This window comes from Polaribacter sp. OB-PA-B3, assembly GCF_054589375.1.
Map to the genome: position 1 here is coordinate 262,490 of NZ_BAAIIX010000003.1, position 23,032 is coordinate 285,521.

The following is a 23,032-nucleotide window of genomic DNA, read 5'->3' on the forward strand; positions in this document are numbered from 1 at the left end:
TGTAAAAGTTGTAGAATATATTTGAAAATATACTAGAATATTTTTGAAATTATACTAGAATAAATTTTAGGAAATTGTAGTTTTTTACAAGAGTTGCTTGTATGTGCTTGTTTTATAGGTGTGTATGCACATTTAACAATATACGTTTTTAAAACTTAAAAAGTCCTTTTTAAGATTATTTTTTTCATGGAAATGTAAAGATTTTAAAAAGGAACTACTTTTAAAAACATTATAATAGTTTATAAAAAGCCTACATCTGTTAAAGGCAAACTTCTTACACGTTGCCCAGTAGCATTAAAAATAGCGTTGCAAATAGCAGGTGCCATTACAGGTACACCAGGTTCGCCAACTCCTGTTGGTGGTTCGTGCATTTTGTCCATAATATGAATGTTTATATTTGGTGCATCTTGCATACGCGCCATTTGGTAATCGAAAAAATTGTGTTGTTCTACAGCACCATCTTTAGTAGAAATTTTACCATGCATAGCTAAAGACATGCCAAACATAGTTGCACCTTCTAATTGATTTTTGATATTGTCTTTATTTAAAGCCAAACCACAATCTATTGTGGTAAATACGTTTTCTAATTTTACTTTTTTATCAATAACAGAAACCTCTACAATTGTGGCAACATAACTGTAAAAACTATAATGTATGGCAACACCCAATCCGTGGTTTTTAGGAAGTTTTTTACCCCAATTGGCCATTTTAGCAGTTTGATTTAATACGTCCATCATTCTGTTGCTATTAAATTGTAATGGCGCTAATTTTACATTATTCGATTCTTTTTTTAATAAATCTAAATGAAACTGTACCGGATCTTTTTTTGCAGCATAAGCCAATTCGTCTACAAAAGAGTTGTTACCAAAGCCACTATGTATGTGCACTACAGAACGCAACCAACCAATTCTAAGATTTGCTTCTGCTTTTACATTTTCTAATCTAAAATTTGGTAGTTGATATATGGGTTTGGTAAAACCTTGACCAAGTTCGAAACCAGAGGCATAATCAGACAAAGGTTTGAAAGAAGAAACAATAGAAGGAAATCCAACTCTTTGCAACCAGCCGGTTACATTGCCTTGTTTGTCTAAACTTCCTTTTAAATATTGTGCACTTGTTGCGTGATAAAAACTGTGTTGTATGTCGTCTTCACGAGTCCATACAACTTGTACAGGTGCATTTATTTTTTTTGAAATAGCAACGGCTTCCACTACAAAGTCAGATTTTGATTTTCTCCCAAAACCGCCACCTAAAAAAGTAATATGAATGGTGATGTTTTCAATCGGAATTTCAAAAAAGTGAGCTAATTCACTTCTAGCAGTTTGTGGGTCTTGCACAGGTGCCCAAACTTCAATTTTATCTTTTTGAAACCATGCGGTGGCATTGGGTACCTCCATAGGTGCATGTGCTAAAAAAGGCACATGATAAGTAGCTTCTACGATTTGGTTGGCTTGTTTAAATACACTATTTACGTTTCCGTTGCCACCAGGTACCAATTTACCTCTTTTGCGCACACGTTCTGTAAGTGTTTGTTTAAATTTTTCTGTATCAAAAGAAACATTGTCTCCTAGATTCCAATCGATATCTAAAGCTAATTTTCCTTGAAAAGCCGCCCAAGTAGTATTGGCAACTACCGCAACACCACCTAACATACCAAAAAACTTACCAATAGGTGGAGTAAGTCTTTGTAGTTCTATAATCTGTGAAACACCCGAAACTTGTGCTGCCTTATTTTTTTTGAAACTTTTTACAGAACCAAAAGCTACCGGACATCTGGCAACGGCTGCAAATTGCATATTGGGTATTCGTATATCGATACCATAAGTAGCGGTTCCGGTGGTAAATTCTTTTAAATCTACGCTTTTTAAGGTTTTACCAATATATTTAAAATCGGCTACTTTTTTTAATTCAATTTTTGTCTGATTAGGTACTTCAAGTTCTGAGGCCAATGCCACCAAATCACCATAAAATAACTTGTCATTATTTAAGGTATTTACAATAAAATGATTTTCTGCTTTACAATCTTTTTCAGCGATTTTCCATTTTTGGGCTGCGGCAGATATTAGCATCATTTTTGCTGCGGCACCCATTTTACGCATAGGTTCTAATCTTGTTCTTACACTTCTAGAACCATCAGTGTTCTGGTTTCCGTATTTTTCATGTCCTGTGGCTTGTTTTACTTTTACGTATTGCCAATCTGCTTCCAACTCATCAGCAATTGCAGATGCTAAAGAAGTTCTTATTCCTTGTCCCATTTCAGATCTAGAAGCAATTAAAGTAACAGTCCCAGATGTATCAATTTGTACAAATAAATTCGGCTCAAAAAAATCTGAATCGATAGCTGGTTTAAATTTTTTTTCTACTGTAGTAGCTGTGCATCCTAAAATTATTCCGCCAGAGGCCAAACCAAATAGCTTTACAAAATTTCTTCTATCTATTTTTTGTATGTTACTCATCTGCTTTGTTTTTAAGAGCTACTGCTTGGTGTATCGCTTTTTTAATTCGAGTATAAGTGCCACATCTACAAATATTACCGCTCATGGCTTTGTCTATATCTTGGTCTGTAGGGTTTGTAATAGTATCGAGTAGAGCAGTAGCTGCAATTAATTGCCCTGATTGGCAATAACCACATTGTGGTACATTAATTTCTGACCAAGTTTGTCTTAAAATTTCTAGATTTTTAGAACTCCCTTCGATTGTAAACACTTGTTTGTCTAGAGCGTAAGAAACCGGTACACTGCAAGATTTGGTTAATTTACCATCTAATAGTACAGAACAAGCACCGCATTGGCTAACACCGCAACCAAACTTAGTACCTGTTAAGCCAACAATGTCTCGAATTACCCAAAGAAGTGGCGTATCTTCTTGCGTGTTTATAGTATGCGGTTTTCCGTTTATAGATATATTGATATTCACTTATAGAAGTTTTAAGTCTACAAGTTACATAAACCAAACTATATTTTAAAATAAAATGCAAACAGGGGTTGGTGCATTAATTTTATCTGTAAAAGTTAATTTGCCATTGGCTGTATTTCGCTTAAAAGAAATGATGGTATTAGTGTCTTGATTGGCAACTAATAAGTGCTTGTTGTCTGGAGATAAAGAAAAGTTTCTTGGATGTTCTCCTAAAACATTTTGATAATCTATAACATTTAATTTTCCGTTTTTAGAATTTACGTTATAAATAACAATAGATTCGTGCCCACGATTAGAGGCATATAAAAATTTACCATCTTTAGAAATATGAATATCTGCAGCTTTGCTAAAGGCTTTAAAATCTTTTGGCAAAGTACTTATAGAGAAATCTACATAATACATATTGTTTTTTTCTTTGATAAGAGAAACAGTATTATTTAATTCGTTTAAAACATAAAACCATTTATTGTTGGGATGAAACACTAAATGTCTAGGTCCTGCACCTACAGCCATTTTTAATTTTTTCTGATGGGTGTACATAAGTTTATTTTGTGCTTTATCTATTTTAGAAAACCACAACTCATTTGTGCCAAGGTTTGCAGAAATAACTTCGTTTTTAGTTGGATGAAACCAAACAGAATGTGCATGTGGTTTTTTCTGTCTATTTGTAGATCCTTTACCGGTGTGTTGTTGCACATAGTGTAGCGGATTTAACTGGCCAGAATCTTTAAAACTTAACAAACCAACATTGCCACCCACATAATTGGCTGTTAAAATATAGTTTTGATGATTGGCTGTTACGTAACAAGGAACTGCTCCGCCAGTTTCTGCACTATTTATAAATTCTAAAGAGCTTTCTTTAATGTTGTAAGATCTAATAACACCTTTACCTTCTTTTGTGGTTTCGCCAACAGCAAACAATGTTTTATTGTCTTTCGATTTTGTAATAAAATTAGGGTTTTTAACTGCTGCTACCAAGCCCAAGCTTGTTAATTTACCGGTATTTGTTAAACTGTATTTATAAATACCTTTGCTTTCTTTATCTGTAAAAGTACCAACATAGAAATCTAAATTCTTATTATTTTTTAATTTAGAAGTTTTGCAACCAACAATAGCAAAAAAACAGAAGAATACATATAAATTTTTCATAGTTTAATAAAGCTTAAAAACAGGTAATAGTAAATGCGCTGGTTCGTAATGTGGTGAGTTTTTATGAATAAAGTTTAACTGAGCTCTTGGGTCTTTTGCGAATGTTTCATCAGTATTCATTTTTTCTTCTAGTTCTTGTTTTAATTTAGAATTTTCTGCAAGATATTTTTCTGCAATATCCTCAAAAACATAAGCAGAATACCCTTCTTTTTGTTGAAGAATTGTATCAAAAAAGTTCCAATTAAAAAACGAATCTGTTGCTTCTGCTTCTAAAGTTTCTATAATATATCGAAGGCCGTTTTGGTTTGTAGGAATAAATATATCGCCAGCACTAAATTTTACTTCTTTTACGGTTTTTATAGTTTCTGTACCATAATGTAAATAATGTCCTTCGTATGGAGCGTTTCTACTTTTAAAATCTTTAATATGAGAAACCTCTACAGTAATTGTTGTATCGTTTTTAAAACGAGAAAACTCTATTGCATTATTTTCTAATCGATCTACAACTTTATGCCAACCTTGTTTTAAAATGTAGGCATTTGGTATGTTGATTTCTTTTTTGATGTTAAAGTTGTTATAGTATTTTGTTTCTTTTTCGAAAGGTTTGGTTGTGTCATAAAACAACCTTTTACCTGTTGTAACTTTACTATCTATATAGCTTGCTTCGTACCCTTTAAAATTTAGTGTTGTAGGATTGTTAACATCTACACCAAATGCAATAGGATATGTTTTTTTAGCAAGAATTTCTTCTAAAGCATTTGCTCTTAATTCTTTAATTTTTACTGAATTTTTCTCAGTAAAATCAAAAGCAGAAAGCATTAATTCATAGGTTTGTTCTACTCTTATTTTATAAGGTTTTAGCATATGTGTTTCTACCATTAAACCCAGGGTATGAAATAAAGTTGTGTAGCCTGTAGAGTATCTTGGCGAATCGAAAAATTGAGAAAAACCTGCTTCTGGCGTATTACCCCAAACATTTACATATGGCGTAATAATAATGTTTTTTTCTTCTAAGGATTGTTCTATTTCTGGTCTCATGGTAGCTTCTAAAAAGCGCCCCAGTTTTCCGCCTAATTTATTGTGCTGCGTAAATAAGTGTGTTATTGCATATTGATAATCTGCACCGTTGCTAACGTGATTGTCTATAAAAACATCAGGATTTACAGTATGAAAAATTTCTGCAAAAGCCGCCGCATTTTTAGTGTCTTGTTTTATAAAGTCTCTATTTAAATCGAAGTTTCTAGCATTGCCCCTAAAACCATAGGCTACAGGACCATTTTGATTGGTTCTTGTGTGCGAATTTCTATTTAAAGAACCACCAACATTATAAACCGGTATTACAGCGATTATTGAGTTTTCGTATTTTTTTTGCAAAGAATCATTTTGAACGATGTCTCTTAGAAGCATCATCGATGCATCAATTCCGTCTGATTCTCCTGGATGAATACCATTGTTTATCAGAATTCTGTTTTTAGAAGAATTGGTAATTTCATCAACATTATAAATACCTTCTCTATTGTAAGTAACTAAATGTAAGGGTTCACCTGCATCTGTTTGTCCAAAGGTAAATACAGAAATTTCTGAATAAGCATCTGCTAAATTTTCATAATAAGAAATTACATCTTTGTATTCTGGAGTTTCTTTTCCTGCTGATTTTTCGAATTGAGTTGTAAAATCGATAGAATCTTTTGTATTCTTACTGCAAGAAAGTACAAGAACAGTTAGGGTAAGTAGTAGTAGTTTTTTCATGGTAATTTATTTTTTAACTCTTACAGGTTTCGGAACTAATTTGGTATAATCTCCATTATTTCTAATCACATCTCTTACAATAGAAGAAGAAATATAAGAAGTACTTGCCGCAGTTAATAAAAAGACTGTTTCTATAGCAGCTAAATCTCTATTGGTATGTGCAATGGCTTTTTCGAATTCGAAATCTGCAGGATTTCTTAAACCTCTTAAAATAAAATCAACATCATTTTGCTCGCAAAAATCTACAGTTAACCCTTTATAAGTAACCACTTTTATTTTAGGATTGTCTTTAAAACACTCTTCAATAAAGTTTTTACGCTCTTCTAATGAAAACATATATTTTTTATCGGCATTTACACCAATGGCAATAATCAATTCATCAAAAAGGGTAACACCTCTTTCTATAATATCGAAATGACCTAGTGTAATTGGGTCGAAAGATCCCGGAAAAATTGCTCTTTTCATATTTGTGTTTTTTGCTAGCAATAGTATAACTATTGCATTTTTTAATTGTTTAGGGTAGCAGTTATTGCGTTGTCAAATAATTCTGCTAAAGAAATACCTGCTGCTTGTGCTTGTTGTGGCAGAATACTTTCTTCTGTTAAACCAGGTACTGTATTCATTTCTAAAAAGTAAGGCTCATCGTTCACAAAAATATACTCCGATCTAGAAAAACCAGACATATTTAAGATTTCATAAACTTTTTTGGCTGTTTTTTCTACTTTTTCTTGTTGTGTTTTACTAATTCTTGCGGGTGTAATTTCTTGTGATTTCCCTTCATATTTAGCCTCATAATCAAAGAAATCATTTTCAGAAACAATTTCTGTAATTGGTAAAACTTTTGTTTTTCCTTTATAATCAATAACACCTACAGAAACTTCTGTACCATTTAAAAACGATTCTATTAATATTTCTGAATCTTCTTTATATGCGATTTCTATTGCTGGTAAAATATCTTCCTTTTTATGAGCTTTCGAAATTCCGTAACTAGAACCTGCATTGTTTGGTTTTATAAAACATGGCAAGCCTACTTTTTCTACAATTAAATCTAAATTGATAACATCACCTTTATTTAAATAAATAGAAGTAGCTGTTTTTATATCATATGCTTTTACAGCACTTAAAGTATCTCTTTTGTTAAAAGTTAGCGCCATTTGATAAAATGGGGCAGAGGTATGCTTTAAATTGATAAGATTAAAATACGCTAATAATTGTCCGTTTTCTCCGGGAGCGCCGTGAATTGCGTTAAAAACACAATCAAATATTATTTTTTTATTGTCTAATATAAAAGAAAAATCATTTTTATCGATATTGTATTCGGTATTATTGTTGTCTAATACAACCCATTTTTCTTTTAAAATTAGCACTCTAAAAGAGTTGTATTTCTCTTTGTTTAAGTGCTTGTACACTACATTTCCGCTTTTTATAGAAATGTTAACTTCAGATGAGTAACCACCCATTACTATGGCAATGTTTTTCTTCATTTTATAAAAAATAATAAAACAAATTTATCAAAATATAAATAGAAACAGCAACGTTTACTTTTTATATCTTTGCGTGATTAAAAAAATGATTATGAGTTTAGTTCAATTTTTAAAAAGTAAAACTTTTTTTACACAAATAGCAATTGTTGTAGTTGGTTTATTAGTATTTGTATTTGCCTTAAAATTTTGGTTGGGTGTAACAACAAATCATAATCAGAAAATACAAGTGCCAGATTTACAAAAACTATCTTTAGAAGAAGTAGAAAGAAAATTAAAAGAATTAGATTTAGCTTATAAGATTATTGATAGTGCTAGTTTTAATCCAGATTATCCAAAAAAATCTGTGATAGAACAATCTCCTTTAGCAGGCGAATTTGTTAAAGAAAAGCGTAAAATATATTTAACATTAAATCCGTCTAAATACAGAGATGTTACCATTCAGAATTTAAACGGAAGAACCAAAAGACAAGCATCTTCTCAATTAAGAGCAATGGGTTTAATAGTTGGTACAAATTACACGTATGTAAACGATATTGGTAAAGATGTTGTAAGAGGTTTGCGTTATAAAGGCAAAGTTTTAAATGAAGGCGATAAGTTACCGCTAAACTCTATTGTAGATTTGGTGTTAGGTGACGGTAATGGTAATTAATTAGAAATAAAGAAAATCGGTTTGCAAGAAAATCAGAATCAAGATTTAGAAAAAGAAGAGTTGTACGAGCATCATCGATTTACAGCTAGTGAAGGGCAAGTGCCTTTAAGAGTAGATAAATTTTTAATGAATTTTATCGAAAATGCTACACGTAATAAAATACAACAAGCAGCAAAAGCAGGTAATGTTTTGGTGAATGATGTTGCGGTAAAATCGAATCATAAAGTAAAACCTCACGATGTTGTTCGTGTTGTGTTGGCATATCCGCCAGCAGAAAATTTATTGGTTGCAGAAGACATTCCTATTGATATTGTCTATGAAGATGATGCGGTTATTGTAGTAAATAAACCTGCAGGTATGGTTGTGCATCCTGGGCACGGAAACTATTCTGGAACTTTAGTAAACGGTTTAATACATCATATAGAAAACTTACCAACCAATTCTAATGAGAGACCAGGTTTGGTGCATCGAATAGATAAAGACACTAGTGGTTTGTTGGTTGTTGCTAAGACAGAGTTTGCAATGGCACATTTGTCTAAACAATTTTATGACAGAACAACAGAGCGTTTATACTATGCTTTAGTTTGGGGAAATATAGATGAAGATGAAGGAAGAATTGAAGGTAATATTGGTAGAAGTTTAAAAAACCGATTGCAAATGGCTGTTTTTCCTGATGGAGAATTTGGTAAACATGCTGTTACACATTTTAAAGTTTTAGAAAGACTAACATACGTAACATTGGTGCAATGCAAATTAGAAACAGGTAGAACGCATCAAATTAGAGCGCATTTTAAACATATTGGGCATACACTTTTTAACGACGAACGTTACGGCGGAGATGCTATTTTAAAAGGAACCACCTTTACAAAATACAAGCAATTTGTAAATAACTGTTTTCAGGTATTGCCAAGACAAGCATTACATGCAAAAACCTTAGGTTTTACGCACCCAACAACGGGTGAGTTTATGCAGTTTAATTCTGAAATACCTAAAGATATTACAGAGTGTTTAGAAAAATGGAGAACGTATTCTGAAAACTCTAAGGATGTAGATTCAGACGATTTGTTATAATCGCAATTATGATATAAAAAAAACTGTTATCTATGGTAGATAACAGTTTTTTGCTTTTTATAATTGTTGCTTAACAACAACCAGAGTTAGGGCTGCAACTAGTTGCACCGCTATTTAATTCTGAAAATTGCAATTTCGGTTTCGAAGGTGTTATTCCGCAAGCATCTAAGGCCAAACAAGCTGTAACTTTAGAGGTTAATAAAAAGTTTGTTCCGTCAAAATCCAATCCGTATTTACCAATGGTTTCTTTACCTTGATATTCTACTTCGATTTCTAAATCATCAAACTGAAACTTTTTTTCTGATAACTCAATAATATTTATCAGTTTTTCTGGATGCAATCGATGGTCGTAATCATTTTCTTCCCATAATTGAAAATTGATAACTGTTTCATTTCTAACCTTGCCACCACAATCAATAAAATCTTTGGTAATTTTACCAACTTCTGTAACATGAAAATGACTTGCTACCAACTCTCCGTTTGGTAATTGAAAACCTATTTTATCTAAACTTTTTAAGTGCTTTTTAATTTCTGATAATTTCATAAGATTATTTTTTTATGTTAGAAAATATAAAATACATTTCTGTAGCTATTTGTAAACTTCTTTCTTGGTATTTTTCTGCTTGTTGAGGTGTATTGTCAAACATTTTAGGATCTTCGTAAGTAATTGGTATTCTTTTTTCTGCACCAGCAATAAAAGGACAACCACCATCTGCTTGAGAACACGTCATAATTGCGGCAAAACCAGATGCAGGATTAAATTTAGCATCGTATTTTTTAGAAAAACCAATTATAGGGTTTGTGTTGTCGTTAAACTTTATTGCATAAACAGGGTTTTTACTTTCAGACAATTCTAAAATTTCGAAACCTGTATTTTTTAAAGTCTCGGCAACCATAGGAAACATTGCAGTAGCTTCTGTACCACCAGAATAAGTTGTAACATTTTTTAAATTAAAATAGTTGGCAATTGTTTGTGCCCATATTTGAGTTAAATGGCTTCTTCTAGAATTGTGTGTACATATAAAGTTAATATTAACATCTTTGTTGCTTGTAACTTTACTTTGTACAAAATCTATTAGCGGTTGTAAAACTTCTTTTCTATCATTAGAAATAGTTTCTACATCTAGGTTTAAAATAGTTTTTTCTATTTTTTCGTACACTTTGTTTTCCATTAGACTAAAAATTAACAACAGTTGTTTGTTGGTGTTTTATTTAAAAATTGATTTAATATGGTCGTAATTCTATTCCAGTTATCTTCATTTATGCAATAGCAAACGCTTGTGCCTTCTATAGTACCTTTTATAATACCTACTTTTTTCAATTCTTTTAAATGTTGTGAAATTGTAGGTTGTGCAAGTCCTATTTCTTTTACTAAATCTCCGCAAACACAAGTGTTTAGTTTTATTATATGTTCTAAAATAGCAATTCTTGCAGGGTGCCCTAGTACTTTTGCTATTGCAGCAATTTCGTTTTGTTGCGCTGTAAAGATTTCTGACTTTGTTAATCCCATTCGTATTTGTTTATTGCAATATTACGATTAATATAGTTGATAAAAAAACAACTATCTCATTTTTTTAAAAATAACATAGTTGTTTTCAGTTGTAAATAGTTTACTGGGTATTATGGATTAGGGTCTTGCATTTTTTTTACTTGTTTTAATAATATCTTTTTTGGAGTAATTGGTATTGCTTTGAGCATTAGCTTTTGAGATAAACTAACGCCAGAAATAACATCTAAATCGCCATTAAGCATTGCATTATAACCATCTTTAGCTACCGTGTTAGCATCTGCAGTACTTTTAAATAAAGAAGTTTTATCCATACCAGAAGTTTTACCAAAATCGGTTTCTGTTGCACCTGGCATTAGTGTTGTAACAGTTACATTTGTTTCAGATAATTCTTCTGCAATAGCATTGCTAAATGAAGTTACATAAGCCTTTGTAGCAAAATAAACAGCTTGCATAGGACCTGCCATTAAACTAGCAGTAGAAGATACATTTAATATTTTACCACTATTTTTTTCTACAAAAGTGGGTAAAAACAGTCTTGTTAATGCTGTAAGAGCAATTACATTTAATTGTATCATGTTAAGGTCTTCTTTTAGCTTTCTTTCGTAAAATTTCCCAATTCCGCCAAAACCTGCATTATTAATTAAATAATCTACATCAATCTTACTGTATTTAACAAAATTGAAAACCTCTTGCGGTGCATCTTTTTCTGTTAAATCTTTTTCAATAACAGATACATGAATTTTGTATGCTTTTTCTAACTCTTCTTTTAACGCTAATAGCTTGTCTTTGCTTCTTGCAACAATAACTAAATCACCGCCAGATTTTGCGTGAATTTTTGCAAATTCTTTTCCAATTCCGCTACTTGCTCCTGTAATTAATGCTGTTTTTTTCATAATATCTGAATTTCTAATCAAAGATATTATAAACTTACAGAGCGGTTTAACGCAAACAGTTTAAAAATTAACGTTTTTAAAATTCTAGAAATAACAAATAGTTGGGTCTAGTTTCTGTTGCTGATATCGGAAAATCATAAGAAGCAATTTTTTTAAAGCCAACTTTTTTATAGAAATCGATGGCTCTATAGTTTTTAATCCAAACGTAAAGCCAAATTCCTTTTTGATTTTCTTTTTGAATAAAGTTTAAATTGTATTCAAATAATTCTTTTCCTAAACCTTTACCAAAAAAATCTTCGATTAAGTATAAACGTTCCATTTTGGTTACGTTATCTAGATTGATATTTTCATTTTTATGGTTTAAGATAATTTTAGAAAATCCGGCTAAAGTATCACCAACATACAACAAGCGATATTCGAAATTATTGTTATGTATTTCTTTAAGAATGTTTTCTTCACTAAAATTCTCTGTAAGATAAGCATCCATTATATGTTTAGGAATTGCGTCTTTATGAGGTAAGTAAAATGCTTTTTTACCAACTTCGGTTAATTTTTTAACGTCTTTGCTGGTCGCTTTTCTAATAGTAAACATATTGTATTTATAAGGAACGTGCATTAAAGGTATCACCTTGGTTTACATCGCCAGTTTCGAAACCTTTTTTAAACCAACGCATTCTTTGTGCAGAAGTACCATGTGTAAAAGAATCTGGTACAACTCTTCCTGTAGATTGTTTTTGTAAACGATCATCACCAATTGCATGTGCAGCGTTTAGCGCTTCTTTAAGATCTCCAGCGTCTAAAATTAATTCCATGTTTTTGGCGTGGTGCGCCCAAACACCAGCATAAAAATCTGCTTGTAATTCTAACATTACAGAAAGTTTATTGTATTCTGTTTGACTAATTTTACCACGCATCGATTGTACTTTTCTATTCATACCCGTTAAGTTTTGAATATGATGCCCAACTTCATGAGCAATAACATAGGCTTGTGCAAAATCTCCTGGAGCATTTAGTTTTCTTGCCATTTCTTCGAAAAAACTTAAATCGATATATAATTTATCATCACCGGGGCAATAAAAAGGACCAGTAGCACTAGACGCACCACCACAAGCAGAAGTAACAGAACCAGTAAAAAGAACTAGTGTTGGCTCTTTGTAATTCGGAATAATTTTATTCCAAACGTCTTCTGTACTTCTTAAAACTCGATTACTAAACGCTGCCAATTCATTTTCTTTAGCAGTACCTTTATACGTGGTATTTTGTATTTGATTATTAGTGTTTCCGGTTAAAAAGTTTAGAGGATTGTTTCCTGTAAAATACATTACACCAGCTACTATTGCCACAATAATTAATCCTTTTTTAGAAGTAACTAATTTTAACAATAAGCCTATTAGCATTGGGTTTAATCCGCCACCAGAACTTCTACCAGAAGAAGCGCCTCTTCTATCATCAACATTTGTACTTCTTCTATTACTTCTCCACTTCATGTCTTATAAGTTTAAAAACATAAAATTACAGTTTATTTTTAAAGTGTTAAAATAGATTGATGTTCAAAATGTAATTTTATTATAAAAGTTTAAACGAAGAAATCTAAAAGCTGTAAAAAAATATCCTTAAAACACAACCCTAAATAATTGATTGATAAAAAGATAAGGTAATGTTGCGATTTTAGAAACTTAAAATTGTCGCATAAAAAAACCTCTCTGAAGAAACAGAGAGGTTTGTATGTGCAGTTTTCGTATATACGAAAAACACTTTTGTTTTACTTGATTAACTCGTAAGAACGTTTGATAAAGTTTGTTAATTCTTCACCATGTAATAGGTTTTGAGATAATTTTGCCAAATCAAAAGCCTGAGAAATTAATCCTTTTTGAGCTTCTTCATCTTTATTATTTAAAATTTCTGAAACCAATGGACTATTTGTGTTTACAACTAAGTTGTACATGTCTGGGAAATTACCCATTCCCATCATTCCACCACCACCAGTAGCCTGCATTTCTTTCATTCTACGCATAAATTCTGGTACGGTAATGATAAATGGCGAAGAGTTAGAATCCATCGCTTCTAATTGAACAGTATAAGATTTAGAGTTTACAGCACTTTCTATAATTGGCTTTAATTTTTCTTTTTCTTCATCTGTTAATTTAGAAATAACGTTATCGTCTTTTTTAATTAGATTATCTACATGATCAGCATCTACTCTTGTAAATTTAACTTTACCATCTCCACCTTCTAATTTTTGCATTAAGTGAGATATAATTGGCGAGTCTAAGATTAATACCTCGTAACCTTTAGCTGTAGCTTCTTGTATGTAACTGTGTTGTGCATCTTTGTTAGCAGCATATAAAATTACATGGTTACCATCTTTATCTGTTTGATTGTCTTTTGTCTTTTCGATTAACTCATCAAAAGTGAAAAAAGAATCTGAAACGGTTGGGTATAAAGCAAACTTTTTAGCTTTGTCAAAGAATTTATCTTCAGACAACATTCCGTATTCGATAATTACTTTAATATCGTTCCATTTTGTTTCAAAATCTGCTCTATCTTTTTTGAATAATGAAGATAATTTGTCTGCTACTTTTTTAGTAATGTAACCAGAAATCTTTTTAACTGCACCGTCTGCTTGTAAATAAGAACGAGAAACATTTAATGGAATATCTGGTGAGTCGATTACACCTTTTAGCATTTGTAAAAAGTCTGGTACAATTCCTTCTACATTATCTGTTACAAAAACTTGGTTTTGGTACAATTGGATTTTATCCTTTTGCATATCCATGTTTTGAGACAACTTAGGGAAGAATAATATACCTGTTAAATTAAACGGATAATCTACATTTAAGTGAATGTGAAATAAAGACTCTTCAAATTGCATTGGGTACAATTCTCTGTAAAAATTATCATAATCTTCTTTTTCTAAATCTGCAGGTTTCTTAGTCCATGCAGGTTCTGTATTATTAATAATTTTATCTACAGTTATTTGTTTGTGTGGTTCTGTAGTTTCTTTACCGTCTTTATCTTTTGTAGTTTTTGGTGTAAACTCTGGATCGTTAATTTCTTTAGTTCCAAATTTAATTGGCACTTGGTTAAAACGATTGTATTTTGTTAGTAAACCTTCAATTTTACTTTCTTCTAAAAACTCTAAAGAATCTTCTGCAACATGTAAAACAATTTCTGTTCCTCTATCAGATTTATCGTGTTCTACTAAAGTATATTCAGGAGAGCCGTCACAAGTCCAATGTGCTGCAGGTGCATCTTTAAACGATTTTGTAATAATTTCTACTTTGTCTGCAACCATAAAAGCAGAGTAAAAACCTAAACCAAAATGCCCAATAATGCCAGCTTCGTTATCTTTATATTTATCTAAAAACTCTTCTGCGCCAGAAAAAGCAATTTGATTGATGTATTTCTCAACTTCATCGGCAGTCATACCAAGACCTTGATCTTTAATTGTAATTGTTTTAGCATCTTTGTTAATGCTAACCTCAATTTTTGCATCTCCTAATTCTGTATCTGCTTCACCAATAGCAATTAAATGCTTTAATTTAGAAGTAGCATCGGTTCCGTTAGAGATTAATTCACGTAAAAAGATTTCGTGATCTGAGTATAAGAACTTTTTAATTAACGGAAAGATATTCTCTACCGATACATTAATATTTCCTTTTGCCATTTTGTATATAGTTTAAAATTTGACTTTATTATTTTGATATATCAATAGTCAAAAAAAATACCAAAAAGAAGATTCTGACAAGATGACAGAAAGAAGTTTTTAATGTCAATTAAAACAATTTCTGATATAAAAACAAAAATCACTATTTTTGCTAATTACAAACAAACGAATAATTAAAATATTGACCATTAAATTATGTATAATTCAAAAATAACAGGTCTTGGATATTATGTTCCTGATAATGTCGTAAAAAATGATGATTTGAAGGAGTTTATGGAAACTTCTGATGAATGGATTCAGGAAAGAACGGGTATAAAAGAAAGAAGATGGATAGACCCAAAATCTGGAGATACAACAGCAGTAATGGGTGCAAAAGCATCTAGAATAGCTATAGAAAGAGCTGGTTTAACTAAAGATGATATCGATTTTATAGTATTTGCAACTTTAAGCCCAGACATGTATTTTCCTGGTGGTGGTGTACAAATTCAAGAAATGCTAGAGATGCCAACAATTGGAGCTTTAGATGTACGTAACCAATGTTCTGGTTTTATTTATGCAATGTCTGTAGCAGACCAGTTTATTAAAACGGGTATGTACAAAAACATTTTAGTTATTGGTGCAGAAAATCATTCTGGTGGTTTAGAAAAATCTACTAGAGGTAGAAATGTATCTGTAATTTTTGGTGATGGGGCAGGAGCAGCGGTACTTTCTAGAAGTGAAGAGGCTGGTAAAGGTATTTTATCTTCTCATTTACATTCAGAAGGAAAACATGCAAAAGAATTGGCTTTAATAGGTCCTTCAACTAAAAGATGGGTTCCAGAAATTATTGAAGCAAACGACCCTGATGATGTTTCTTATTATCCTTATATGAACGGACAATTTGTATTTAAACATGCAATAGGTCGTTTTTCTGAAGCAATCGTAGAAGGTTTAGAAGCAAATAAATTACAAAAAGAAGATATTGATATGCTAATTCCGCATCAAGCGAATTTACGTATTGCTCAATTTATTCAAAAGAAATTTCAACTTTCTGATGATAAAGTGTACAATAATATCATGAAATATGGAAATACAACCGCAGCATCTGTAATTATTGCTTTAACAGAAGCTTGGGAAAAAGGAAAAATAAAAGATAATGATCTTGTAGTTTTAGCTGCTTTTGGTAGTGGGTTTACTTGGGGTTCTGTAATTATACGTTGGTAAACATTACATTCTTGTATATAATTTGAAAAGACTTGTTTAAACAAGTCTTTTTTTTGTCTTTAATTTTTATAGAATAAGCAAAACATCGTACTTATATCTTATTGTTTAATATTTTAGTATATTTGTTAAACAATAAATAAGTTATTATGAAAGTCAATTATATAAAGTATGTTGTTATTGTTTTTTTGTTCTCAATTTCTTCAAGCTTTTTCGCTCAAAGTTTTAGTGGTAAAGTAACGTATGTCTCTAAATCTAAAATGGATTTAGGAAAATGGGGAGCAAAAATGAGTGAAGCTCAAAAAAAGCAAATTGCGAGTAGACTTAAAAACAGGTTAGAAAAAACATATATTCTAAAATTTAATAAACAAGAATCTTTTTTTAAAGAAGATGAAAAAATAGATGCTATATCTGGTGCAACAGATTCTTGGGGAGCTTATTTTTCTAGAGGAGATCAATATAAAAGTATTTCAGATAACAAGTTAATTCAGTCACAAGAGTTTTATGGTAAAAGGTTTTTGGTAAAAGACGATTTGTATAAAATTAATTGGACATTAAGTTCGGAAACCAAACAAATTGGGAATTATACTTGCTTTAAAGCAAAGGCATTTGTGCCGTATGAAGAGTTAAAATGGTTTGATTTTTCTTGGAGTGATTTGAACACATCTAATAAAGAAGAGCAAGAAGAAAAAATGATTGTTGTAGAGGCGTGGTATACGCCAACAATACCAATTGCCCAAGGACCTGCAGAGTATTGGGGTTTACCAGGGTTAATATTAGAAGTAAGTGCCCAAAATACAACGCTTTTATGCACAGAAATAGTTATAGATAAGCAAAATAATTTAGAGGTTTCTCCGCCAGAAAAAGGAAAAATAATAACTAAAAAAGAATATGCAGAAACGGTAAAGAATAAAATGTTACAGATGAGAAATAATAGAATGGGAAGAGGTAGAAGAGGTTAATTTTTTTTTATAGTTTTGATTTATATTTTTAGAAATTATTTATGAGTAAAAAATTAAAAATACTTTTATTACTATCAAACATCTTTCTATTTATTTTTGTTTTAAATGCATTTGTGAAATTTATTATTTTCGAGGGTACAAAAACTAATTCGATACTAATTTTTATCTTCTGTATTGTAAATGTTTTTATAGCTATTAAAGGTTCTATTGAGGCTACAAAAAATAGTAAATAAAAAAAATCCGGAGTAGTAGTATTACTTCGGATTGATGTTATTAAATCAAATCAATTACTTTAATGAAAACAAAGTAATTAACTTATAGACGATTTTAATCGCTATTTGTTTCAATTTTATAGAAAAAATGAGTAAAAAAACTTTGGTAATAGGAGCCTCTTTAAAAGAAGAAAGGTATTCTAACCGTGCAATACAAAAATTAAGAGCTCACCAAATAGAAACAGTTGCTATTGGTTTAAGAAATGATATTGTTGCAGATGTAAATATTGATATAGAAAAAATACAATATGATAATATTGATACAGTTACATTATATTTAAATCCTAAGAGGCAAGAACAGTATTACAACTATATTGTGAGTTTAAATCCTAAGAGAGTAATTTTTAATCCAGGAACAGAGAATTTTGAATTTATAAAAATGTTAAAAGAAAATAATATAGAAAGTGAAATTGCTTGTACGTTAGTGTTGTTAGGAACTAATCAATACTAATTACTTTAAAGTAAATTTTGCACCAGGTTTAGCTAAAGCAACATTGTTAAAAACGGTTTTTGCTTCTTTCTGAAATACGGTTGTATCTGGATATCTGCCAGAAAAATGACCCAAAATTAATTCTTTAGCATTTGCATCTTTTGCAATTTGTGCAGCTTCTATAGAAGTAGAATGTTTTGTTTTTTTAGCTAAATCTTGTCTGTCTGCTAAAAAAGTAGATTCATGATATAGTAAATCAACATTCTTTATAATTGGTACGATGTCTGGTTTATAGCTAGTATCACTGCAAAATGCGTAGCTTAAAGGTTTTGGCGGATCTAAAGTTAAGCTCTTATTAGCAACAACTTCGCCAGAAGTCAACGTAATATTTCTACCGGCTTTAATATTTAAATAGTCTGCTTTATCTATTTCTGGATAACCGCTAATGTTTAGCATGTTTAATTTTCTTGGCTTTTCTTTCTCTTTAAAAAGATAACCATTGGTGTACACTCTATGGTTTAAAGGTATTGTAGTAACGGTAACCTTATCGTCTTCAAAAATTAGTTCACTTTCTTTAGATGTTAACTCATGAAATACCATGTTAAATTTAGCGTGGGATTCTGATATTCTTAACATTTGCATAGTTGCTTTTTGAATACCTTTTGGCCCATAAATATGCATTTCTTTTTCTCTACTTAACATACCATATGTAGATAATAAGCCAACTAAACCATAATAATGGTCGCCGTGTAAGTGTGAAATAAATATGTGATTTATTTTAGAAAAGCCAACCTTGTATTTACGCATTTGGCGCTGAGTACCTTCACCACAATCTATAAGAAAATGATTATTGTTAATTTCTAAATATTGCGAAGTTGGAAATGCATTTGCACGAGGAGTTGCAGAATGACAACCCAGAATAGTAAGGTTTATCATTTAATTACAAAACGTTTAGAAATTACTTTCTTATTGTTCTGTATACTGTAAATGTACATACCTGTTGCTAAATCGTTCTTGTAAAACGGAATTTTGTTTTTACCAGAAGTTACTTTATATGTTTTTTTGAAAACAGTTTTACCCAATACATTCCTTACTGTTAAAATAACAGAAGAATTAGAAACTGAATTAAAAGATATATTTGTAACACTTGTGAAAGGATTAGGTGCAGTAGACAAATTATCTACAGTTTTTTCTTGTGAAAAAGCCGTAAATGAAACCGATAAAAGTAAAATGAAAAGTATTTTTTTTACCATTTATTATCTTTTAAAATCCTAATTCTCTTTCTATTGCTTCCATTTCTAAAATATCTTCTGCTTCTTGCAAAGTAGGTACAATATTTAAGCTTTCTGGAAAATTATCAATATCTATAACTGAATTAACTATCACAAATGATGTGCCATTCTGTTGTTTTTCTTCAGCTATATCCAAAAATAGTAAAAAATCTTTATTTTCTATGCTAATTTTTTTAGAAATATGAATAATTAAATGTCCGTCTTTAATGTATCCATAGTTGTCTTTAAATTTTTTGTAAAATTCTGTAAAGTTTTCTTCTTCAGAAGTTACAAGTATATAATTCTCTTTTTTTGTAATTAGCATCTTATCTTTTTATTTGTTGCGCCAATAAATAAATTACTGCCATTCTTACAGCAACACCATTTTCTACCTGATTAAGAATAATAGAATCATTAGAATCTGCGACATCACTTGTTATTTCTACACCTCTGTTTATTGGTCCTGGATGCATTATAACAATTTTCTTGCCAAGGTCGTCTAATATTTGTTGATTGATACCAAACAACTGTGTATATTCTCTCGTAGAAGGAAAATACTTTATATCCATTCTTTCGTGTTGTACGCGTAAAACGTTTGCAACATCACACCACTCTAAAGCCTTTTTTAAATTTGTTTCTACCTCTACACCTAAACTTGTAATATGTTTAGGAATTAAAGTTGTTGGCCCACATACTTTTACTTTAGCACCTTGAAGTTGCAATGCAAAAATGTTAGACAAGGCAACTCTAGAATGTAAAATATCACCAACAATAACTATTTTTTTACCTTTTACACTTCCTAATTTTTCTCTTATAGAATAAGAATCTAGTAGTGCTTGTGTTGGATGCTCGTGAGTACCATCGCCGGCATTTATTATTTTTGCATTGACATGTTTAGATAAAAAGACACCAGCACCAACATTACCATGTCTCATCACCACAATATCTACCTTCATGGCTAAAATATTGTTAACCGTATCTATTAAGGTTTCTCCTTTTTTTACAGATGATTGTCCTGCGGAAAAGTTAATCACATCTGCAGAAAGTCTTTTTTCTGCAAGCTCAAAACTTAATTTAGTTCTTGTGCTATTTTCAAAAAATAAATTGGCAATAGTAATATCTCTTAAAGAGGGTACTTTTTTAATAGGTCTATTAATTACCTCTTTAAAATGATCTGCAGTTTTAAAAATAACATCAATATCATTAGGTTTTAAATATTTTATCCCCAATAAATGTTCTACGCTTAATTCTGACACATCAAAATATTTAAGTTAGATATTTGTTTTTTATTCTTCATGGTAGCTTGTAAAGTTGGTTATTTTAATTCTATAAAAACAGCGTCTTTAGTACTGGTTTCTTTCCAGGTAACCAAAACTCGCTCTTCATTTATAGCATCTACTTGTCTGCCTCTATAATTTGGTTGAATTGGTAAATGTCTGCTAAATCGTCTGTCTATTAAAACCAATAGTTCTATGTTTTCTGGTCTTCCGTAAGACTGAATTGCTGTTAGAGCAGCTCTAATACTTCTTCCAGAAAATAAAACATCATCTATAATTACAACTTTTTTACCTTCTATTAAAAAATCCATTTCTGTAGTTTCTGCAGCCAATGGTTTTTCTTTTCTTCTAAAATCGTCTCTGTAAAAAGTAATGTCTAAAAGGCCTAACTCTAAATTTTTAATATTGTAATCTGTTTTTAATAGATTGGCTAATCTGTTTGCTAAAAAAGAACCTCTAGGTTGCAAACCAATAAGCACAGTATTAGAAAAATCATTGTGGTTTTCAATTAACTGACAAGCTAATCGATGAAGAATAATTTCAATATCTTTTGAGTTAAGTAAGGTTTTTTTGCTCATAAGAAGGCTATCAATTTAAGTTGATAGTTATTGAAAATCAAAATTAATGTAAATTTATGTATGCACAAAATTATTACGGCTTAAATAAAGTTGGCTATTTGTTAATTAAATTGTTGAAAACAAAAACCACATATATAAATGTTTTCCTAGAGTTGTAGTACCTTTATTATCATAATTCAAATCTCTTAGTTATGTCTCTATTAAAATTTGAATCGATGCTCAAAACCAACAACATTTATTTTTTTGATTTGGTTGAGTTTGAAGAAATCATAATACATTATTTAGATTCTGGTAAAGTATCGTTAGCAAAAAAAGCAATAAAGTTGGGTTTAGAACAGCACCCAGAATCTATTGATTTGAAATTGTTAATGGTAGAAATGCATTTAACAGAAAATGAGATAGATAAAGCAGAATCTCTTCTTAAGAAAATAGCTGTAATTGCACCAGATAACGAAGAAGTTTTTATACAAAAAGCAACCATAAACTCTAAAAAGGGGTTACATAAAGTTGCAATTAAAGATTTAGAAACAGCCCTAGATTTAACCGAAGATAAAGTAGATGTTTGGTCTTTATTGGGTATGGAATATCTTTATTTAGATGATTTTACAAATGCTAGAAAAAGTTTTGTGAATTGTATAGAAGTAGATTACGAAGATTACTCTGCACTATACAACATTGTGTATTGTTTTGATATGCAAGAAGAACATAATGAGGCCGCAGAATATTTAAAATCATATATAGAAATAAATCCTTATTGTGAAGTTGCTTGGCATCAATTAGGTAGACAATATTTTGTTTTAGAGGATTTTGAAGAAGCTCTAAAAGCTTTTGATTACTCAGTTCTTATAGACGAATCTTTTTTAGGTGGATATTTAGAAAAAGCTAAAACTTTAGAACAATTAGAAAACTATCAAGATGCTATAGATAACTATTTAATTACATTAGAGTTAGACGATCCTACAGCTTATGTATATATTAGGGTAGGTGAGTGCTACCAAAAATTAGAAAATTTAGAAGCTGCAATTTCTTATTACAAAAAGGCCGTACACGAAGATCCTTTGCTAGATAAAGGTTGGGTTTTGTTGGCTAATATTTATTTTAATTTAGAAAACTATCAAAAAGCTTCTTATTATTTATCAAAAGCATTAAAAATAGATGAAGATAATGCCCTTTATTGGCGAAGGTATGCTGAAATAAAACTAAAACTTAGTTTTTTTGAAGAAGCAGTTTCTGGTTATAATAATTGTTTGCGCTTAGGAGAAAATTCAATAGAAATTTACATTGGTTTAATTGATGTTTTATCTTTTTTAGGTGAATTTAATTATGCTTTAAAAGTAATTTTTGAAGCTCAGAAAATTTATAAAGATTTTGCTGAGATAGAATATCGATTTGCAGGTTTATTTTTTATTATGAATAAAGAAAAATATGCTTTTTCTCATTTGATTAATGGAATGCAGATTGATTATGATTATCACATCATCTTAAAAGAGTTATATCCTACGGTTTATGATAATTTAGAAGTTAAAAAGCTTTTAAACAACTACAAAAAAGCTACGGAATAATTATAAAAAGTAAGCGCTGTTTAATTAAAAACAGCGGCTTACCAAGTAAACTAATAAAACCAAGTATTAGTAACCATATTAGAAGTTAGCTTTCTAATTTCTTTATCTTTTTGCGTAAAACTGTTTGTTGTTTTTAGCTAAAGTTTCATTTGTTATTTTGGGTTGTTTCAATTTTAAACAGTTTTCTAAATTATCAATATTATACACTTTTGTTGATTTATAAAAGTTTGAGTTTTTTTCTATTTGTGTGTTCGAAACCCAGGTGAAAAAGAACATAATTATAGCAATTAATACTTTAACGATAATAGCATCTTTAAAGGTTTCTAATAATGAAATCATAGTAGTTTTTTAGAATTTCTCAGGTTTGTTACAACCTGAAGAAATCATTTTTT

The 23,032-nt window shown here is 30.5% G+C and carries 25 protein-coding genes; 6 read left to right on the plus strand and 19 right to left on the minus strand.

What is annotated here, in order from left to right:
* Positions 1-239 precede the first annotated feature (239 nt).
* Genes ACYPV9_RS08340 through ACYPV9_RS08365 form a run of 6 tightly spaced genes read right to left on the minus strand, consistent with a single transcriptional unit; the run spans position 240 to position 7,298 of the window.
* Complete coding sequence (locus tag ACYPV9_RS08340; protein ID WP_459742960.1) at positions 240-2,456, minus strand: xanthine dehydrogenase family protein molybdopterin-binding subunit; 2,217 nt, start codon at positions 2,454-2,456, stop codon at positions 240-242.
* The gene (locus ACYPV9_RS08345) at positions 2,449-2,916 is read right to left on the minus strand and encodes a (2Fe-2S)-binding protein (protein WP_459742962.1); all 468 of its coding nucleotides are present in this window, start codon (positions 2,914-2,916) and stop codon (positions 2,449-2,451) included. The genes ACYPV9_RS08340 and ACYPV9_RS08345 overlap by 8 nt, the downstream gene beginning before the upstream one ends.
* Before the next feature lie 45 nt (positions 2,917-2,961).
* A complete protein-coding gene (locus ACYPV9_RS08350) occupies positions 2,962-4,065 on the minus strand; it encodes a lactonase family protein (protein ID WP_459742964.1) in 1,104 nt (367 codons plus the stop codon).
* A gap of 3 nt (positions 4,066-4,068) precedes the next feature.
* Complete coding sequence (locus ACYPV9_RS08355; RefSeq protein WP_459742966.1) at positions 4,069-5,814, minus strand: M14 family metallopeptidase; 1,746 nt, start codon at positions 5,812-5,814, stop codon at positions 4,069-4,071.
* Between the two features lie 6 nt (positions 5,815-5,820).
* Positions 5,821-6,279, minus strand: a complete 459-nt coding sequence (gene coaD, locus ACYPV9_RS08360) for a pantetheine-phosphate adenylyltransferase (RefSeq protein ID WP_299064966.1) — start codon at positions 6,277-6,279, stop codon at positions 5,821-5,823.
* 41 nt (positions 6,280-6,320) lie between these two features.
* Positions 6,321-7,298: a D-alanine--D-alanine ligase gene (locus tag ACYPV9_RS08365; RefSeq protein WP_459742969.1), complete on the minus strand. Its 978-nt coding sequence runs from the start codon at positions 7,296-7,298 to the stop codon at positions 6,321-6,323.
* Between the two features lie 91 nt (positions 7,299-7,389).
* Between ACYPV9_RS08365 and ACYPV9_RS08370 the strand changes: the two genes are divergently transcribed.
* Together ACYPV9_RS08370 and ACYPV9_RS08375 are read left to right on the plus strand one after the other, a co-directional pair.
* The gene (locus ACYPV9_RS08370) at positions 7,390-7,947 is read left to right on the plus strand and encodes a PASTA domain-containing protein (RefSeq protein ID WP_299064968.1); all 558 of its coding nucleotides are present in this window, start codon (positions 7,390-7,392) and stop codon (positions 7,945-7,947) included.
* A 21-nt stretch (positions 7,948-7,968) separates the two neighbouring features.
* Positions 7,969-9,018: an RluA family pseudouridine synthase gene (locus ACYPV9_RS08375; protein ID WP_299064969.1), complete on the plus strand. Its 1,050-nt coding sequence runs from the start codon at positions 7,969-7,971 to the stop codon at positions 9,016-9,018.
* 70 nt (positions 9,019-9,088) lie between these two features.
* On the opposite strand, the gene ACYPV9_RS08380 is transcribed toward ACYPV9_RS08375, so the two are convergent.
* The 7 genes from ACYPV9_RS08380 to htpG form a co-directional block, all read right to left on the minus strand.
* Positions 9,089-9,562, minus strand: a complete 474-nt coding sequence (locus ACYPV9_RS08380; protein ID WP_459742972.1) for a DUF6428 family protein — start codon at positions 9,560-9,562, stop codon at positions 9,089-9,091.
* A gap of 4 nt (positions 9,563-9,566) precedes the next feature.
* Entirely contained in the window at positions 9,567-10,190 is a 624-nt protein-coding gene (locus ACYPV9_RS08385; RefSeq protein WP_459742974.1) for an arsenate-mycothiol transferase ArsC, read from the minus strand.
* 11 nt (positions 10,191-10,201) lie between these two features.
* A complete protein-coding gene (locus ACYPV9_RS08390) occupies positions 10,202-10,528 on the minus strand; it encodes an ArsR/SmtB family transcription factor (protein WP_077809736.1) in 327 nt (108 codons plus the stop codon).
* A gap of 110 nt (positions 10,529-10,638) precedes the next feature.
* Positions 10,639-11,421 carry an SDR family NAD(P)-dependent oxidoreductase gene (locus ACYPV9_RS08395; protein ID WP_459742977.1) on the minus strand — a complete coding sequence of 261 codons (783 nt, stop codon included), beginning with the start codon at positions 11,419-11,421 and terminating at the stop codon, positions 10,639-10,641.
* A 76-nt stretch (positions 11,422-11,497) separates the two neighbouring features.
* On the minus strand, positions 11,498-12,013 hold the full coding sequence (locus ACYPV9_RS08400) for a GNAT family N-acetyltransferase (RefSeq protein WP_299064973.1): 516 nt from the start codon (positions 12,011-12,013) through the stop codon (positions 11,498-11,500).
* Between the two features lie 7 nt (positions 12,014-12,020).
* The gene (gene ypfJ, locus ACYPV9_RS08405) at positions 12,021-12,908 is read right to left on the minus strand and encodes a KPN_02809 family neutral zinc metallopeptidase (RefSeq protein WP_459742979.1); all 888 of its coding nucleotides are present in this window, start codon (positions 12,906-12,908) and stop codon (positions 12,021-12,023) included.
* Between the two features lie 275 nt (positions 12,909-13,183).
* Complete coding sequence (htpG, locus tag ACYPV9_RS08410; RefSeq protein ID WP_299064975.1) at positions 13,184-15,088, minus strand: molecular chaperone HtpG; 1,905 nt, start codon at positions 15,086-15,088, stop codon at positions 13,184-13,186.
* A 195-nt stretch (positions 15,089-15,283) separates the two neighbouring features.
* Here htpG and ACYPV9_RS08415 point away from each other — a divergent pair, with 195 nt between their 5' ends.
* From ACYPV9_RS08415 to ACYPV9_RS08425, 3 genes are all read left to right on the plus strand, one after another.
* A complete protein-coding gene (locus ACYPV9_RS08415; protein ID WP_077809732.1) occupies positions 15,284-16,291 on the plus strand; it encodes a 3-oxoacyl-ACP synthase III family protein in 1,008 nt (335 codons plus the stop codon).
* Between the two features lie 146 nt (positions 16,292-16,437).
* Entirely contained in the window at positions 16,438-17,250 is an 813-nt protein-coding gene (locus ACYPV9_RS08420; RefSeq protein WP_299064977.1) for a GLPGLI family protein, read from the plus strand.
* A 360-nt stretch (positions 17,251-17,610) separates the two neighbouring features.
* Positions 17,611-17,973: a CoA-binding protein gene (locus ACYPV9_RS08425; protein ID WP_459742982.1), complete on the plus strand. Its 363-nt coding sequence runs from the start codon at positions 17,611-17,613 to the stop codon at positions 17,971-17,973.
* Here the strand turns inward: ACYPV9_RS08425 and ACYPV9_RS08430 are convergent, their stop codons facing one another.
* Genes ACYPV9_RS08430 through pyrR form a run of 5 tightly spaced genes read right to left on the minus strand, consistent with a single transcriptional unit; the run spans position 17,974 to position 21,078 of the window.
* Positions 17,974-18,888 carry a ribonuclease Z gene (locus ACYPV9_RS08430; protein WP_299064979.1) on the minus strand — a complete coding sequence of 305 codons (915 nt, stop codon included), beginning with the start codon at positions 18,886-18,888 and terminating at the stop codon, positions 17,974-17,976.
* Positions 18,885-19,205: a T9SS type A sorting domain-containing protein gene (locus ACYPV9_RS08435; protein ID WP_299064980.1), complete on the minus strand. Its 321-nt coding sequence runs from the start codon at positions 19,203-19,205 to the stop codon at positions 18,885-18,887. The genes ACYPV9_RS08430 and ACYPV9_RS08435 overlap by 4 nt, the downstream gene beginning before the upstream one ends.
* Before the next feature lie 10 nt (positions 19,206-19,215).
* Positions 19,216-19,548, minus strand: coding sequence for a hypothetical protein (locus tag ACYPV9_RS08440; RefSeq protein WP_299064981.1), 333 nt, complete (start codon positions 19,546-19,548; stop codon positions 19,216-19,218).
* Between the two features lies 1 nt (position 19,549).
* A complete protein-coding gene (locus ACYPV9_RS08445; RefSeq protein WP_459742984.1) occupies positions 19,550-20,479 on the minus strand; it encodes an aspartate carbamoyltransferase catalytic subunit in 930 nt (309 codons plus the stop codon).
* Positions 20,480-20,538: 59 nt separating this feature from the next.
* Complete coding sequence (gene pyrR, locus ACYPV9_RS08450; RefSeq protein ID WP_299064982.1) at positions 20,539-21,078, minus strand: bifunctional pyr operon transcriptional regulator/uracil phosphoribosyltransferase PyrR; 540 nt, start codon at positions 21,076-21,078, stop codon at positions 20,539-20,541.
* A 191-nt stretch (positions 21,079-21,269) separates the two neighbouring features.
* Here pyrR and ACYPV9_RS08455 point away from each other — a divergent pair, with 191 nt between their 5' ends.
* Positions 21,270-22,640 (plus strand): tetratricopeptide repeat protein, encoded by a 1,371-nt coding sequence (locus ACYPV9_RS08455; protein WP_459742986.1) that lies wholly within the window; start codon positions 21,270-21,272, stop codon positions 22,638-22,640.
* 102 nt (positions 22,641-22,742) lie between these two features.
* Here ACYPV9_RS08455 and ACYPV9_RS08460 read toward each other — a convergent pair whose 3' ends face one another.
* The gene (locus ACYPV9_RS08460; RefSeq protein ID WP_299064984.1) at positions 22,743-22,979 is read right to left on the minus strand and encodes a hypothetical protein; all 237 of its coding nucleotides are present in this window, start codon (positions 22,977-22,979) and stop codon (positions 22,743-22,745) included.
* Positions 22,980-23,032 lie beyond the last annotated feature (53 nt).

Coding starts and splice junctions, on each gene's coding strand:
- ACYPV9_RS08425 (WP_459742982.1), top strand. CDS start 17,611: ATGAGTAAAAAAACTTTGGTAATAGGAGCCTCTTTAAAAGAAGAAAGG.
- ACYPV9_RS08455 (WP_459742986.1), top strand. CDS start 21,270: ATGTCTCTATTAAAATTTGAATCGATGCTCAAAACCAACAACATTTAT.
- ACYPV9_RS08380 (WP_459742972.1), bottom strand. CDS start 9,562: ATGAAATTATCAGAAATTAAAAAGCACTTAAAAAGTTTAGATAAAATA.
- pyrR (WP_299064982.1), bottom strand. CDS start 21,078: ATGAGCAAAAAAACCTTACTTAACTCAAAAGATATTGAAATTATTCTT.
- ACYPV9_RS08415 (WP_077809732.1), top strand. CDS start 15,284: ATGTATAATTCAAAAATAACAGGTCTTGGATATTATGTTCCTGATAAT.
- ACYPV9_RS08420 (WP_299064977.1), top strand. CDS start 16,438: ATGAAAGTCAATTATATAAAGTATGTTGTTATTGTTTTTTTGTTCTCA.
- ACYPV9_RS08400 (WP_299064973.1), bottom strand. CDS start 12,013: ATGTTTACTATTAGAAAAGCGACCAGCAAAGACGTTAAAAAATTAACC.
- ACYPV9_RS08370 (WP_299064968.1), top strand. CDS start 7,390: ATGAGTTTAGTTCAATTTTTAAAAAGTAAAACTTTTTTTACACAAATA.
- ACYPV9_RS08430 (WP_299064979.1), bottom strand. CDS start 18,888: ATGATAAACCTTACTATTCTGGGTTGTCATTCTGCAACTCCTCGTGCA.
- ACYPV9_RS08440 (WP_299064981.1), bottom strand. CDS start 19,548: ATGCTAATTACAAAAAAAGAGAATTATATACTTGTAACTTCTGAAGAA.
- ACYPV9_RS08390 (WP_077809736.1), bottom strand. CDS start 10,528: ATGGGATTAACAAAGTCAGAAATCTTTACAGCGCAACAAAACGAAATT.
- ACYPV9_RS08355 (WP_459742966.1), bottom strand. CDS start 5,814: ATGAAAAAACTACTACTACTTACCCTAACTGTTCTTGTACTTTCTTGC.
- htpG (WP_299064975.1), bottom strand. CDS start 15,088: ATGGCAAAAGGAAATATTAATGTATCGGTAGAGAATATCTTTCCGTTA.
- ACYPV9_RS08365 (WP_459742969.1), bottom strand. CDS start 7,298: ATGAAGAAAAACATTGCCATAGTAATGGGTGGTTACTCATCTGAAGTT.
- ypfJ (WP_459742979.1), bottom strand. CDS start 12,908: ATGAAGTGGAGAAGTAATAGAAGAAGTACAAATGTTGATGATAGAAGA.
- ACYPV9_RS08340 (WP_459742960.1), bottom strand. CDS start 2,456: ATGAGTAACATACAAAAAATAGATAGAAGAAATTTTGTAAAGCTATTT.
- ACYPV9_RS08435 (WP_299064980.1), bottom strand. CDS start 19,205: ATGGTAAAAAAAATACTTTTCATTTTACTTTTATCGGTTTCATTTACG.
- ACYPV9_RS08395 (WP_459742977.1), bottom strand. CDS start 11,421: ATGAAAAAAACAGCATTAATTACAGGAGCAAGTAGCGGAATTGGAAAA.
- coaD (WP_299064966.1), bottom strand. CDS start 6,279: ATGAAAAGAGCAATTTTTCCGGGATCTTTCGACCCAATTACACTAGGT.
- ACYPV9_RS08385 (WP_459742974.1), bottom strand. CDS start 10,190: ATGGAAAACAAAGTGTACGAAAAAATAGAAAAAACTATTTTAAACCTA.
- ACYPV9_RS08350 (WP_459742964.1), bottom strand. CDS start 4,065: ATGAAAAATTTATATGTATTCTTCTGTTTTTTTGCTATTGTTGGTTGC.
- ACYPV9_RS08460 (WP_299064984.1), bottom strand. CDS start 22,979: ATGATTTCATTATTAGAAACCTTTAAAGATGCTATTATCGTTAAAGTA.